Origin of the sequence: Bacillus oleivorans (genome assembly GCF_900207585.1) — a bacterium.
GTDB lineage: Bacteria > Bacillota > Bacilli > Bacillales > JC228 > Bacillus_BF > Bacillus_BF oleivorans.
Window position 1 is genome coordinate 45,789 of the sequence record NZ_OAOP01000014.1, and the last position, 14,628, is coordinate 60,416.

14 protein-coding genes and 1 other annotated feature are annotated in these 14,628 nt (G+C 40.7%); all 14 genes read right to left on the reverse strand.

The features are described from left to right. Positions 1–53 precede the first annotated feature (53 nt). A complete protein-coding gene (gene rpoC, locus CRO56_RS21610) occupies positions 54–3,653 on the reverse strand; it encodes a DNA-directed RNA polymerase subunit beta' (RefSeq protein WP_097160712.1) in 3,600 nt (1,199 codons plus the stop codon). Positions 3,654–3,704: 51 nt separating this feature from the next. Beyond that, the gene (gene rpoB, locus CRO56_RS21615) at positions 3,705–7,265 is read right to left on the reverse strand and encodes a DNA-directed RNA polymerase subunit beta (RefSeq protein ID WP_097160713.1); all 3,561 of its coding nucleotides are present in this window, start codon (positions 7,263–7,265) and stop codon (positions 3,705–3,707) included. Between the two features lie 400 nt (positions 7,266–7,665). After that, a complete protein-coding gene (locus CRO56_RS21620) occupies positions 7,666–8,268 on the reverse strand; it encodes a class I SAM-dependent methyltransferase (protein WP_097160714.1) in 603 nt (200 codons plus the stop codon). Positions 8,269–8,394: 126 nt separating this feature from the next. Beyond that, complete coding sequence (gene rplL / locus CRO56_RS21625; RefSeq protein WP_097160715.1) at positions 8,395–8,760, reverse strand: 50S ribosomal protein L7/L12; 366 nt, start codon at positions 8,758–8,760, stop codon at positions 8,395–8,397. Between the two features lie 56 nt (positions 8,761–8,816). Next, the gene (gene rplJ / locus CRO56_RS21630; protein ID WP_097160716.1) at positions 8,817–9,317 is read right to left on the reverse strand and encodes a 50S ribosomal protein L10; all 501 of its coding nucleotides are present in this window, start codon (positions 9,315–9,317) and stop codon (positions 8,817–8,819) included. 112 nt (positions 9,318–9,429) lie between these two features. Beyond that, positions 9,430–9,578, reverse strand: a sequence feature (ribosomal protein L10 leader region). Between the two features lie 41 nt (positions 9,579–9,619). After that, positions 9,620–10,321, reverse strand: a complete 702-nt coding sequence (rplA, locus tag CRO56_RS21635) for a 50S ribosomal protein L1 (RefSeq protein WP_097160717.1) — start codon at positions 10,319–10,321, stop codon at positions 9,620–9,622. A gap of 101 nt (positions 10,322–10,422) precedes the next feature. Continuing rightward, entirely contained in the window at positions 10,423–10,848 is a 426-nt protein-coding gene (gene rplK / locus CRO56_RS21640) for a 50S ribosomal protein L11 (RefSeq protein ID WP_142305236.1), read from the reverse strand. Between the two features lie 175 nt (positions 10,849–11,023). Next, on the reverse strand, positions 11,024–11,557 hold the full coding sequence (gene nusG / locus CRO56_RS21645) for a transcription termination/antitermination protein NusG (RefSeq protein WP_097160719.1): 534 nt from the start codon (positions 11,555–11,557) through the stop codon (positions 11,024–11,026). Positions 11,558–11,773: 216 nt separating this feature from the next. Next, on the reverse strand, positions 11,774–11,944 hold the full coding sequence (gene secE, locus CRO56_RS21650; protein ID WP_097160720.1) for a preprotein translocase subunit SecE: 171 nt from the start codon (positions 11,942–11,944) through the stop codon (positions 11,774–11,776). A 41-nt stretch (positions 11,945–11,985) separates the two neighbouring features. After that, complete coding sequence (gene rpmG / locus CRO56_RS21655) at positions 11,986–12,132, reverse strand: 50S ribosomal protein L33 (protein WP_097160721.1); 147 nt, start codon at positions 12,130–12,132, stop codon at positions 11,986–11,988. Positions 12,133–12,213: 81 nt separating this feature from the next. Beyond that, positions 12,214–12,906, reverse strand: a complete 693-nt coding sequence (sigH, locus tag CRO56_RS21660; protein WP_425427242.1) for an RNA polymerase sporulation sigma factor SigH — start codon at positions 12,904–12,906, stop codon at positions 12,214–12,216. Between the two features lie 44 nt (positions 12,907–12,950). After that, positions 12,951–13,460: an NYN domain-containing protein gene (locus CRO56_RS21665; RefSeq protein ID WP_097160723.1), complete on the reverse strand. Its 510-nt coding sequence runs from the start codon at positions 13,458–13,460 to the stop codon at positions 12,951–12,953. Positions 13,461–13,463: 3 nt separating this feature from the next. Beyond that, positions 13,464–14,207, reverse strand: coding sequence for a 23S rRNA (guanosine(2251)-2'-O)-methyltransferase RlmB (gene rlmB, locus CRO56_RS21670; RefSeq protein ID WP_097160724.1), 744 nt, complete (start codon positions 14,205–14,207; stop codon positions 13,464–13,466). Then, positions 14,197–14,628 (reverse strand): Mini-ribonuclease 3, encoded by a 432-nt coding sequence (locus CRO56_RS21675; protein WP_097160725.1) that lies wholly within the window; start codon positions 14,626–14,628, stop codon positions 14,197–14,199. Before CRO56_RS21675 ends, rlmB begins: the two co-directional genes overlap by 11 nt.

The following is a 14,628-nucleotide window of genomic DNA, read 5'->3' on the forward strand; positions in this document are numbered from 1 at the left end:
TCATACTCGCGAAGAAGCTTTTTCTTCTTCACGAGTATGACTGAGTTGCTTATTTACTGAACACTTACTGGCTCATCTGCTGTTTGTTTTGTGATTTCAGGAGATGCCTTACGGTAGCGCTGCATACCTGTACCAGCAGGAACCAGCTTACCAATAATTACATTTTCCTTCAATCCTAATAATTCATCGCGTTTTCCTTTGATCGCAGCATCTGTTAGGACACGAGTTGTTTCCTGGAAGGAAGCTGCTGATAGGAATGAGTCAGTTTCAAGCGATGCTTTTGTAATACCAAGAAGTACTGGACGTCCTGTTGCCGGATATTTTCCTTCAAGCAATGCTTTTCGGTTGGCATCCGTAAACTGGTGAATATCCAATAGGGATCCTGGCAGTACATCAGTATCTCCGGCATCAATGACCCGTACTTTACGAAGCATTTGCCGAACCATAACTTCTACGTGTTTGTCGCCAATTTCTACCCCTTGCATACGGTATACTTTTTGAACTTCGCGTAATAAGTATTCTTGGACAGCAGCCACGTCTTTTACTTTTAATAATTCCTTCGGATCGATAGAACCTTCTGTTAATACACTTCCGGCCTCTACACGATCATTAACAGCAACTTTCAATCGTGCTGTATATGGAATGAGGTAGTTACGAGTTTCGACATCACCTTGGACGACAATTTCTTGCTGACGGTCTCTCGCTTCATTGATGGCTGTGACAACCCCATCAATTTCTGTAATAACCGCTTGACCTTTCGGATTACGCGCTTCAAATAGCTCTTGAATACGCGGTAAACCTTGGGTAATATCGTCTCCGGCTACCCCGCCAGTGTGGAATGTACGCATCGTAAGCTGTGTTCCTGGTTCACCAATGGATTGGGCCGCAATGATACCAACTGCTTCCCCAACCTCAACTTGTTGTCCGGTTGCAAGGTTTTGACCATAACATTTTTTACATACGCCATGCTTTGTATTACATGTGAAGGCAGAGCGAATCCATACAGCTTCAATTCCAAAATCCACAATTTCTTTGGCAAGATCCTCAGTAATAAAGCCGTTTTCAGCTACAAGCACTTCCCCTGTTTCAGGGTGTTTCACCGATTTGCGGGCATAACGTCCAACTAAACGCTCTTCTAACGGCTCAATAATTTCATTGCCTTCCTTCAAGGCAGTTACACGAATTCCTCTATCTGTGCCACAGTCATCCTCACGAACAATAACATCCTGGGCAACGTCGACAAGTCGACGTGTTAAGTAACCAGAGTCGGCTGTTTTGAGTGCTGTATCAGCAAGTCCTTTACGGGCACCGTGCGTAGAAATAAAGTATTCCAATACGGTTAATCCCTCACGGAAACTAGACTTAATCGGCAATTCAATGATACGTCCAGCTGGGTTCGCCATCAAACCACGCATACCTGCAAGCTGGGTAAAGTTAGATGCGTTACCACGTGCTCCGGAATCACTCATCATAAAGATTGGGTTTAAACGATGCAGTGTCTTCATCAGCTTGCCTTGGATATCGTCTTTAGCAGCACTCCAGATGGAAATGACGCGATCGTATCTTTCATCTTCTGTAATCAAACCACGTTTGAACTGCTTCATAACGTTATCCACTTTATGCTGTGCTTCTGTAAGAATTTGCTCTTTTTCACCAAGCACTACGATATCGGCAATACCAATTGTAATTCCAGCTTTTGTAGAGTATTTAAATCCAAGGTCCTTCATGCGGTCAAGCATTTTAGACGTTTCCGTGATTTTGAAACGTTTAAATACTTCAGCAATGATATTACCTAGGAACCCCTTTTTGAAAGGAGGAATTATTTCTTGCTGTTGTATAATTTCTTTGACATTTTCTGTTGGTTCCACAAAATATTTCTCAGGTGTTTTCTCAACTAAATTCACCTTTGTAGGTTCATTAATATATGGGAACGTGTTCGGTAAAATTTCGTTGAAAATAATCTTGCCGACAGTTGTTAACAACAGCATTTTATTTTGTTTTTCAGTAAAGGATTGATTACTTAAAGAACCAGCATATACAGCTACACGAGAATGCAAGTGAACATATCCATTTTGATACGCTACTAATGCCTCATTCGTATCTTTAAATACCATTCCTTCTCCATTTGCACCTTCTCGTTCTAATGTTAAGTAATAGTTACCTAATACCATGTCCTGAGAAGGAGTTACAACCGGTTTACCATCTTTAGGGTTCAAGATATTTTGTGCCGCAAGCATTAATAATCTGGCTTCAGCTTGAGCCTCTGCAGATAAAGGTACGTGCACCGCCATTTGGTCACCATCAAAGTCAGCGTTGTATGCTGTACAAACTAATGGATGAAGACGGATTGCTCTTCCTTCTACTAGTGTTGGCTCGAATGCTTGAATTCCTAGTCTGTGTAGAGTTGGAGCACGGTTCAGCAATACCGGATGCTCTTTAATGACTTCTTCTAATACATCCCAGACTTCTGGGTGAAGCCGCTCAATTTTACGTTTGGCTGACTTAATATTATGTGCCAATCCTTTTTCAACAAGCTCTTTCATAACAAAAGGCTTGAATAGTTCGATTGCCATTTCCTTAGGAAGACCGCATTGGTACATTTTTAGGTTTGGACCAACAACAATAACGGAACGACCAGAATAGTCTACGCGTTTTCCAAGTAAGTTTTGACGGAATCGCCCTTGCTTACCCTTCAGCATGTGAGAAAGTGATTTAAGCGGACGGTTTCCTGGTCCAGTTACCGGACGGCCGCGGCGTCCATTATCGATTAGCGCATCTACCGCTTCTTGAAGCATACGTTTTTCATTTTGAACAATGATACTAGGTGCACCAAGATCTAATAGGCGTTTTAAACGATTGTTACGGTTAATTACACGGCGGTATAAATCATTTAAGTCAGAAGTTGCAAAACGGCCGCCATCAAGCTGTACCATCGGACGAAGTTCAGGTGGTATTACAGGCAGAACATCTAAAATCATCCAAGAAGGATCATTTCCGGAGTTTCTGAATGCCTCTAACACTTCAAGACGCTTAATCGCACGTGTTCTGCGTTGTCCTTGTGCAACCTTTAATTCTTCTTTTAGAGTTTCTACTTCTTTTTCAAGATCAATGTCTTGCAAAAGCTTTTTAATCGCCTCTGCTCCCATTGAAGCTTGGAATTTATTTCCGTACTTTTCGCGATATGCACGGAATTCCTTTTCTGATAAGAGTTGTTTTTTCTCTAATGCCGTATCAGCAGAATCTGTCACAACATAAGAAGCAAAGTAGATGACTTCTTCCAATGCACGAGGTGACATATCCAAAATAAGACCCATACGACTTGGAATTCCTTTGAAATACCAGATATGCGAAACGGGAGCCGCGAGCTCAATATGCCCCATCCGCTCGCGACGCACTTTTGCCCGGGTAACTTCTACGCCACAACGGTCACAAACGACACCCTTGTAACGAACTCTCTTATACTTACCGCAATGGCATTCCCAGTCTTTTTGCGGACCGAAAATTCTTTCGCAGAAAAGACCGTCTTTTTCTGGCTTCAATGTACGATAGTTAATGGTTTCAGGCTTTTTAACTTCTCCGTAAGACCATGATCGGATCTTATCTGGTGAAGCAAGACCTATTTTCATATACTCAAAATTATTGACATCCAACAAGGGGCCTACCTCCCTTTTTCGTCTCAGGTTCTACCCTTATGTTGCTTAAATCTATTCCTTTGTTCCAACAGTTTCAGTTTCTGGCAGATCATGATCTGAAGAGATTGTTAAGGATTCAGCTTGTTGCACTTCCTCATCATCTTCTAAATCACGCATTTCAATTTCTTGGTCATCACTAGACAAGATTTTGACATCCATCCCTAAACTTTGAAGTTCTTTCATTAATACCTTAAAGGATTCAGGAACTCCAGGTTCAGGAACATTGTCGCCTTTAACAATAGCCTCGTATGTTTTTACACGGCCGACTACGTCATCAGACTTCACGGTTAAGATTTCTTGAAGAGTATAAGCAGCTCCGTATGCCTCAAGTGCCCATACCTCCATCTCACCAAAGCGCTGTCCGCCAAACTGAGCTTTACCGCCAAGAGGTTGTTGTGTAACCAATGAGTAAGGCCCTGTAGAACGAGCATGAAGTTTGTCATCAACCATGTGAGCTAATTTAATCATGTACATAATTCCGACAGATACTCTGTTATCAAACGGTTCACCGGTACGGCCATCATAAAGAATCGTTTTTGCATCACTCGCCATTCCGGCTTCCTCAATCGTTGCCCATACATCTTCTTCACGGGCACCGTCAAATACTGGAGAAGCTACATGAATGCCAAGGCTTCTTGCAGCCATTCCAAGGTGAAGCTCAAGTACCTGACCGATGTTCATACGCGAAGGAACCCCTAATGGATTTAACATGATATCAACTGGAGTGCCATCTGGTAAGTACGGCATATCTTCTTCAGGTAAAATTCGGGAAATAACCCCTTTGTTACCATGGCGGCCAGCCATTTTATCCCCTTCATGGATCTTACGTTTTTGAACAATGAACACACGAACCAGCTGATTTACACCTGGAGGCAGTTCATCTCCCGCCTCACGAGTAAAGACTTTAACATCCAATACGATTCCCCCGCCACCGTGAGGAACACGTAAAGAGGTATCACGAACTTCTCTTGCTTTTTCACCAAAGATGGCGTGAAGAAGTCTTTCTTCTGCTGTTAATTCGGTTACCCCTTTTGGCGTTACTTTACCAACCAACAGGTCTCCATCCTTAACCTCGGCACCAATGCGAATGATTCCTCTTTCATCGAGGTTGCGAAGCGCATCTTCACCAACGTTTGGAATATCACGCGTAATTTCTTCAGGTCCAAGCTTGGTATCTCTGGACTCTGACTCATATTCCTCAATATGGATGGATGTGTATACATCATCCTTAACTAGTCTTTCACTCATAATAATCGCATCTTCGTAGTTGTAACCATCCCACGTCATAAACGCAACCATTACGTTACGGCCTAGAGCTAATTCACCTTTTTCCATTGAAGGACCATCAGCTAAGATTTCACCCTTTGTTACACGATCACCCACACTTACGATTGGGCGCTGGTTATAGCATGTACCTTGGTTAGAACGAACAAATTTCAGCATCCGATATTTATCCAGATCCCCTTTAATTTCTTGTCCGTCAACTACCTCGATCCTTCTGACCCAAACCTCTTTCGCTTCAACATGCTCTACAATACCCTCGTACTTACAAATAACAGCGGCACCAGAGTCTTTTGCTGATACATATTCCATACCTGTACCTACAATTGGTGCTTCAGGCTGCATAAGCGGAACGGCTTGACGCTGCATATTGGCACCCATAAGGGCACGGTTAGAGTCATCATTTTCTAAGAAAGGAATACATGCTGTAGCTGCAGAAACAACCTGTTTAGGCGATACGTCCATGTAATCAACAAGTTCACGTTTTACAACTGTGTTTTCACCACGGAATCTCGCAATAACTTCTTCATCTAAGAAGGACCCATCTTCACCTAAACGTGCGTTGGCCTGAGCCACTACATAATTATCTTCTTCATCGGCTGTCAAATAATCGATATGTGAAGTTACCTTACCAGTATCCGGATCAACCCGGCGATAAGGTGTCTCAATAAATCCAAATTTATTCACTTTTGCAAAGGATGAAAGTGAGTTAATCAATCCGATGTTCGGACCTTCAGGTGTTTCAATCGGACACATACGGCCATAGTGGGAATAGTGAACGTCACGAACTTCAAACCCTGCGCGCTCACGAGTTAAACCGCCAGGTCCCAATGCTGATAGACGTCTTTTGTGCGTTAATTCAGCTAACGGGTTTGTCTGATCCATAAATTGAGACAACTGAGAACTTCCGAAGAATTCTTTAATAGACGCTATGACTGGTCTAATGTTGATAAGCTGCTGCGGCGTAATCGTTGCTGTGTCTTGAATCGACATTCTCTCACGTACAACACGCTCCATTCTGGATAAACCAATTCTGAATTGGTTTTGCAGAAGCTCGCCAACTGATCTTAAGCGGCGGTTTCCAAGGTGATCAATATCGTCTGTATCACCTACTCCATGCAACAAGTTAAAGAAATAACTGATGGAGGCGATGATATCAGCAGGCGTAATGTTCTTAATGTTCTCAGGAACATTAGCATTACCAAGAACATTGATCACTTTATCGCCTTCTTCGTTTGGAGCATAAATTTTAATGGATTGTGAAAGAATATCTTCCTCTACAACTCCGCCAGCAGGCTTAAAGGTCACATAACCGATTCCTTTACCTAAATGAGGAATTATTCGGTCAAGAACACGTCTTTCAAGAACGGTATCCTTTTCCACCAGAATTTCTCCTGTTTCAGGGTCAACAAGCGGCTGCGCTAATCTCTGACCAAACAAACGGTTTTTAATATGAAGTTTTTTATTTATTTTGTAACGACCAACACTTGCAAGATCGTAACGTTTCGGATCAAAAAATCTTGAAACCAGCAGACTCTTAGCGTTTTCAACAGTCGGCGGTTCACCAGGACGTAAGCGTTCGTAAATTTCTAATAACGCTTTTTCCGTATTTTCCGTATTGTCCTTCTCAAGAGTATTGCGAAGATATTCATTATCTCCAATCAGATCAATAATCTCTTGGTCAGAACCAAAGCCTAATGCACGAAGCAATACCGTTACCGGCAGCTTACGGGTACGATCAATACGAACATAGACAACATCTTTCGCATCTGTTTCGTACTCCAGCCACGCACCACGGTTAGGGATTACAGTAGCTGTAAAACCTTTCTTTCCGTTTTTATCTAGCTTTCCGTTATAGTACACACTAGGAGAGCGAACTAATTGAGAGACAATTACGCGTTCTGCCCCGTTAATAACAAACGTCCCAGTGTCTGTCATAAGCGGAAAATCACCCATGAATACATCCTGATCTTTTACTTCGCCCGTTTCCTTGTTAACAAGACGGACTTTAACGCGAAGCGGAGCAGAGTATGTAACATCTCTCTCCTTAGACTCCTCAACGGAATATTTCGGGTCGCTAAGACTATAATCGATAAACTCTAAAGAGAGATTACCAGTAAAGTCTTCGATTGGTGAAATGTCCTGGAACATTTCCTTCAAACCTTCATCTAAAAACCACTGATAAGAAGCAGTTTGAATTTCGATGAGATTTGGCAATTCAAGCACTTCGCTAATACGAGCAAAGCTTTTACGTTGGCGGTGTCGTCCATACTGAACTAGTTGACCTGTCAACTGTTTTCACCCCTCAAATTTACGTAGTGTGGAAAACAAAGTGTAAAGCCTTTATGTAAACAACTTGTTGTTTAACCGTAAGCCCTACTAGAAAAAAATCATAAAACGTATTACAATAACTATATAGAGTCTTGGAAAGAGCGGTTTCCCGTTTTACACAAGACAAAAAGAAAAAGGGTTTCACTTTAGAAAACCTCATTTTTCAAAAAAACGACCCATTATTAGATTATCTTTCCCATATTATCCATTCCATATACTTCTATGAATAAAATCGATAGGTCGTTTTAGTCAGAGGATGAATAAAAACGGGAATGCCAAATCACACATTGCCTAAAATTAGGCATACGGGTACAAATAATATATTGGCATTTTATAATAATAGCATAATGAAATTTTCGAGTCAACGCTTAATTGCTTTTAAAATAAAATAACCTTTATTCTTTTTTACAACTTCCGCTTCTCCAAAAATTTCCTCGAGCTTCTCTTTCGCAGATGGGGCTCCCTGCTTTTTTTGAATAACTACCCAAAGCTCTCCATTTTGAACTAAATGATCATAACTTTTTGCCAAAATGTCATGAACCACCTGCTTCCCCGCCCGGATTGGCGGATTCGTCAGGATTGCTGCAAAAGCGTTTTCCGTAATGGATCCAAACCCTTCACTTTGATAAATCTTAACATTTTTCACTTGGTTGGCCTCAGCATTCTCTTCAGCTAACTGTACCGCTCTTTCATTGATATCTACCATATGCACTAATCGTTCCGGGTTATCTTGTGCTATCGAAATCCCAATTGGTCCGTACCCGCAGCCTACATCCAAATACGGACCTTCGACTTCTGGCACTTCAAACGATTCCAGTAATGTCCTAGTTCCAAAATCAACCTCTTTTTTTGAAAAAACACCTGCATCCGTTGTAAATCGAATCGATCGATTATGCCTTTGAAAAATAACGGTGGAGCGATTACTCTTTACTTCTGGTTTGCGAGAATAATAATGATCGGACATTTAATTCGCCTCCAGTAAATGAAGATAAATGCGGAAATTTATGAGGGTTTCGTTAAAGATTTATTATTTATTGCCAAAGTATAAAAATGAGCCCGCGCAAAATACGGGCTCATTATTTCTATTTCATTATTTTACTTCTACGCCAGCTCCAACTTCTTCAAGCTTAGCTTTAATTTCTTCAGCTTCCTCTTTAGAGATGCCTTCTTTAAGAGGTTTTGGAGTGTTATCAACAAGATCTTTTGCTTCTTTAAGTCCAAGACCAGTGATTTCACGAACCACTTTGATAACTTTGATTTTTTGGTCGCCAGCAGATGCTAGAACCACATCAAATTCAGTTTTTTCTTCAACAGCAGCACCAGCAGCAGCGCCACCAACAACAGCTACAGGAGCAGCCGCAGTTACACCAAATTCTTCTTCAATAGCTTTTACTAAGTCGTTTAGTTCTAAAACAGTCATATTTTTAACTGCTTCAATGATTTGTTCTTTAGTCATGAGAAATTTCCTCCTAATCTTTTTGTGTGTTTTAAAAGTAAGCGATGTGTTTTCGATTAAGCGCCTTGTTCTTCTTTTTGATCAGCAACAGCCTTAGCTGCCAATGCGAAGTTACGGATAGGAGCTTGAAGAACACTAAGCAACATAGAAAGTAAGCCTTCGCGGGATGGAAGATCTGCAAGAGCCTTGATTTCTTCAACTGTTGCAAGATTTCCTTCAATGACACCAGCTTTAATTTCAAGTGCATCATGTTTTTTAGCAAAATCACTTAGGATTTTTGCAGGAGCTACAACGTCCTCAGTACTGAACGCGATTGCGTTTGGTCCAAGAAGATGTTCGTTAAGCCCAGCTAGCTCAGCTGCTTCTGCAGCACGGCGAGAAAGTGTATTTTTGTAGACTTTGAATTCTACTCCAGCTTCACGAAGTTGTTTACGAAGCTCTGTTACCTCTGCTACATTCAATCCGCGGTAATCTACAACAACTGTAGAAACACTTGTTTTGAATTTGTTCGTAATCTCGTCTACGATTAATTTCTTTTGTTCAACTGCACTACTCATTCTGCCACCTCCTGTAGAATGGTTACATCCATACCGTAAAAGAAAACTTAACTTGAGCTAAGTATTCTATTTTGTAGGCGGTTGCCTCGATGCCCTTATACTTCATCTATTTTGAAGCATAAAAAAGCCTTCATATCTTGTAGACATGAAGGCTGAAAGAATCCACTTATCAAAACGATAGGTTCTATTCGATCAAACACCTCGGTAGGAAATTAAGCTTTTTACAGCACCTACTGTCTACGGCATACATGTATTAAATTAACACCCTATGAATTATACTAGGATGGTTTAACGATGTCAACCTAGTTTTTCAAAGAAAATGATGCTGGGTCTACTTTTACGCCAGGTCCCATTGTAGAAGTAGCGGCAACGCCCTTCACATAAGTACCTTTCGCTGCAGCAGGCTTCGCTTTAAGCATTGTTTCGTAGATAACAGAGAAGTTTTCAACTAATTTCTCGTTATCGAAAGAAACTTTACCAATTGGAACGTGTACAATACCAGCTTTATCAGCACGATATTCTACTTTACCAGCTTTGATTTCTTTAACTGCACGATCCACATCAAATGTAACCGTACCTGTTTTAGGGTTTGGCATTAAGCCTTTAGGTCCGAGGACACGTCCAAGCTTACCTACTTCACCCATCATATCAGGTGTAGCTACGATTACATCAAAATCGAACCAACCTTGGTTGATTTTGTTAATATATTCTGCATCGCCTACGTAATCAGCCCCAGCTGCTTCTGCTTCTTTCAGTTTTTCGCCTTTTGCGAAAACAAGTACTCGTTGAGTTTTACCAGTTCCGTTTGGAAGAACAACTGCTCCACGGATTTGTTGGTCATTCTTACGAGTGTCAACACCTAAACGGAATGCAACTTCAACTGTTGCGTCAAACTTAGCGAAGTTTGTCTTTTTTACCAATTCAATAGCTTCGTTTACATCGTACGCTTTTGTACGATCAACAAGTTTTGCTGCTTCTTGATATTTTTTGCTTCTTTTCGCCATTTTAATATCCTCCTAATTGTGGTTTTAACGGATTGACCTCCCACTAAAAAGGTTGCGAATTCTGCATAAGACTTCGCAACCCCGTGAAAAAAGGTATCTTATTAGTCTTCAATCACGATACCCATGCTGCGGGCTGTACCTTCAACCATGCGCATCGCTGCTTCAACGTCTGCTGCGTTAAGGTCAGGCATTTTTGTTTCAGCAATTTCGCGTACTTTATCACGCTTAACAGTTGCCACTTTTTTACGGTTTGGTTCACCAGAACCCGACTCGATACCAGCAGCTTTCTTAAGTAAAACAGCCGCAGGCGGAGTTTTCGTAATAAATGTAAATGAACGGTCTTCAAATACCGTAATTTCAACTGGAATAATAAGACCAGCTTGATCCGCAGTACGTGCGTTGAACTCCTTACAGAATCCCATAATATTTACACCAGCTTGACCAAGTGCAGGACCTACAGGCGGAGCTGGATTCGCTTTACCCGCTGGAATTTGAAGCTTAACAAGTTTGATTACTTTTTTAGCCACGAGACACACCTCCTTAAAGTCCGTGATGTGGTAATAGGGCGTTGAAACCCTCCCACTCTTATCTATGCTATCGTAGCATATAAAATCTCTTGATTATACAGTAATGCCTACCCGTAGACACACCGACTTAAAAAATATTATCATTTTTCAAGATTGATTTCAAGTCGTTTCAACATTATAATTTATCAATTTGGCCAAAGCTTAGTTCAACCGGCGTTTCTCTGCCAAACATATTTACTAAAACTTTAATCTTTTGCTTATCGCGATCGATGTCTTCAATCGAGCCTGTAAAGTTTGCGAACGGACCTTCCTTCACTTTAACGGTTTCGCCAAGTTCGAAGTTAATGTCTACTTTTCTTTCTTCAACACCCATTCTCTTTAATACAGAACTGACTTCATCCGGCATCAGCGGCGTTGGTTTTGAGCCAGATCCAGCTGAACCGACAAATCCAGTTACTCCTGGAGTATTTCTGACGACGTACCAAGAGTCATCTGTCATCACAAGCTCAACTAGCACATACCCTGGAAAAACTTTCTTTTTTACAACTTTTTTCTTTCCGTTTTTAATATCAGTTTCCTCTTCTTCAGGAACCACGACACGGAAAATCTTATCTTGCATACCCATGGATTCAACCCGTTTTTCAAGGTTAGCTTTTACTTTATTTTCATAACCTGAGTAAGTATGCACCACATACCAATTCTTTTCCATTCAGTTGGACAAATACGTCCTTCCCTCCCCACTTAATATAAAGTAGCCTTGCGGTCATTGGTTTCATAGACAAGTTCGATTCAAAAAATCAATCATTTACTATTTGTACAGTAAAATAATACTTATCTTTTCTCAGATTTTCGGGCAATGAAAAAACCCGTTTCCGGGTCCTGTCAAATCTTAGATATTCACCATTATACCATGTGATCTAGTAACTTATTCAAGAATCAATTCAATTACTGAAGAGATTCCTAAATCTACAACTGCAAAAAACACAGAGACAAATGCAACCGTTACAATAACCGTTACTGTATATCGAACGAGTTCTTTTCTTTTTGGCCAGCTGACCTTCTTCATTTCACTGGCTACATTGCGAAAAAATTGCATGAAGTTAACCCCCAACTGAAAGTAGATCTATGTCAAAACCATTATTTTGTTTGTTTATGAACGGTGTGACTATTACAAGTCCTGCAAAACTTTTTTATTTCTAAACGTTCTGTACTTGTTTTATTCTGATCCTTTGAATAGTTTCTAGAACCGCACTCCGAACAAGCCAGAACTTGTTTTTTGCTCATAAATATTCATCACCTATATAAATCTATTACGTCTTTAAAACTTTATCACGGTCCTGAAAACTTGTCAAACTACCATAAACTTCATTGTGAAGAGGAGGAGTGGGTAATCTCCCTGATTTCTAAGTATCTCTCTAGCTTTCTTTTAACCCGCTGAAGTGCATTATCAATAGACTTAACATGTCTGTTTAACTCTTCTGAAATCTCTTGGTATGACTGCCCATCTAAATAGAGGGCCAGTACTTTTTGTTCTAAATCACTGAGAATTTCTGACATTTTCAACTCAATATTATCAAATTCCTCACGACTAATAATTAATTCTTCTGGATCCATAATCTTTGCGCCTGAAATGACATCCATCAGCGTTCGATCGGATTCTTCATCAAAAATAGGCTTGTCCAAAGAAACATATGAATTCAGCGGAATATGCTTTTGCCGGGTTGCTGTTTTGATTGCTGTAATAATTTGCCTAGTAATACACAGCTCGGCAAAAGCTTTAAAGGAGGTGAGCTTGTCCTCTTTGAAGTCACGAATCGCCTTATATAAGCCTATCATGCCTTCCTGAACAATATCTTCTTTGGTTGCACCGATCAAAAAATAGGATCTCGCTTTCGCCCTTACAAAGTTCCGATACTTATGAATGAGATAATCAAGTGCTTCACTTTCGCCCTGATGCACTAAGTCTACAATCTCTTCGTCTTCTAAAAAATTGTAAGCACTTTGTTGGCTTTCCCCGATGTTCGAATTCACCCTATAGATCCCCCCAACCGTGCGCATTAGATAGAAATATTATACAGTAGACGAATTAAGGGGTCAACCAATCATTGTCCGCCTCTTCTCCATTTTTCGAATATTTCTGCTATTTCGTCTGGCAGCTGAATTTTGGTCTTTGGTTTAGATTCGAGGGATTTTTGAACATTTTTGCCTATGTTTTTCTCAATACTTTCCATTTCGCGTAATAATTCACGGGCCGATTTTCGCAAAGCTCCTTGTCCGAATATAGCCCATTGTTCTGTATAGTCAGAGGTAGCGACATGAATTTGTGTTTTTATATTAGCTAAAGAGATTGCCAGCTTTTCAATCCGTTCATCCGCTGTTTCATTTTCTCTTGTAAAGATTACTTCAATCTTATAGTTCTTATATTTTTTCTCAATTCCTTGCACATAATGTGCATCAAAAACGACAATCACTTTATATCCAGTAAAGGCTTGGTATTCAGCCATTTTTTCAATTAATCGATCTCTTGCCGAAGCTAAATCACCTGTTTTTAAAGCACGAAGCTCTGGCCAAGCACCAATAATGTTATAGCCATCCACAAGGAGAATATCCATGGTCTATTCACCGATTGCATGGCGTTTTCTATATACCTCATACATCAAAAGTGCTGCTGCAACTGAAGCATTTAAGGAAGTAACATGTCCAACCATTGGCAAGGAAATAAGAAAATCACACTTTTCCTTTATCAAGCGGCTCATACCTTTTCCTTCACTGCCAATCACTATTCCAAGCGGCATATTTCCGTCTAACTGTCTGTAATCCTGGTCTGCATCCTTATCTGTACCTGCAATCCAAACACCTGAGTTTTTTAGTTCATCAATCGTACGTGCTAAATTTGTTACCCTAGCCACCGGAATATGTTCAATTGCCCCAGTCGATGCTTTTGCAACGGTAGCCGTTAAACCGACCGATCTTCTTTTTGGAATAATAATCCCATGAACGCCAACTGCATCACACGTTCTCATAATAGAACCTAGGTTATGCGGATCTTCAAGCTCGTCCAAAATGATAAAAAATGGAGGCTCATCGCGGTCTTTGGCCCGATTGTACAGATCGTCAAGCTCAGCATACTGATACGCCGCAATTTGGGCCGCTACTCCCTGATGAGGACCATTGAACATTTGGTCTAGCTTCCGTTTTGGAACGGTTTGAACGATAACAGATTGCTCTTTAGCTAATTTTAAAACTTGCTGGATACTGCCTTTTTGAGACCCTTCTGCGACCAATACCTTTTGGATGTCTCTTTCTGACCTGAGCACCTCAAGCACGGGATTTCTGCCAAATATCCATTCAGATTCCATGATCATTTCCTCCTTTCTTATTTTTTATCACTTCAAACGACAGTTTTATTAACGATTCCATCCGCTCAATTCGATTGAGTAAGTATAAATAGCCAATTAATGCTTCAAATCCGGTACTATACCGGTATGTTTGGACATCCGTATTTTTCGGAACTGTTGCCGATCTTGCATTTCTTCCCCTTTTTACAACTGCGAGTTCTTCATCTGTCAGTCTTTCTGTTTGTATGAAGGTATGAATCATGCTTGCCTGTGCTTTGGCCGATACATAATGAGTCGCTTCTCTATGAAGCTTAGCAGGTTTTACAGATTCATGATGAAGGAGGTGACGCCTGACATACACTTCATAGACAGCGTCACCCATATAGGCTAAGGAAAGACTATTTAATTGTTTAACGTCTAACTGGACTCCCTCATCTATCAT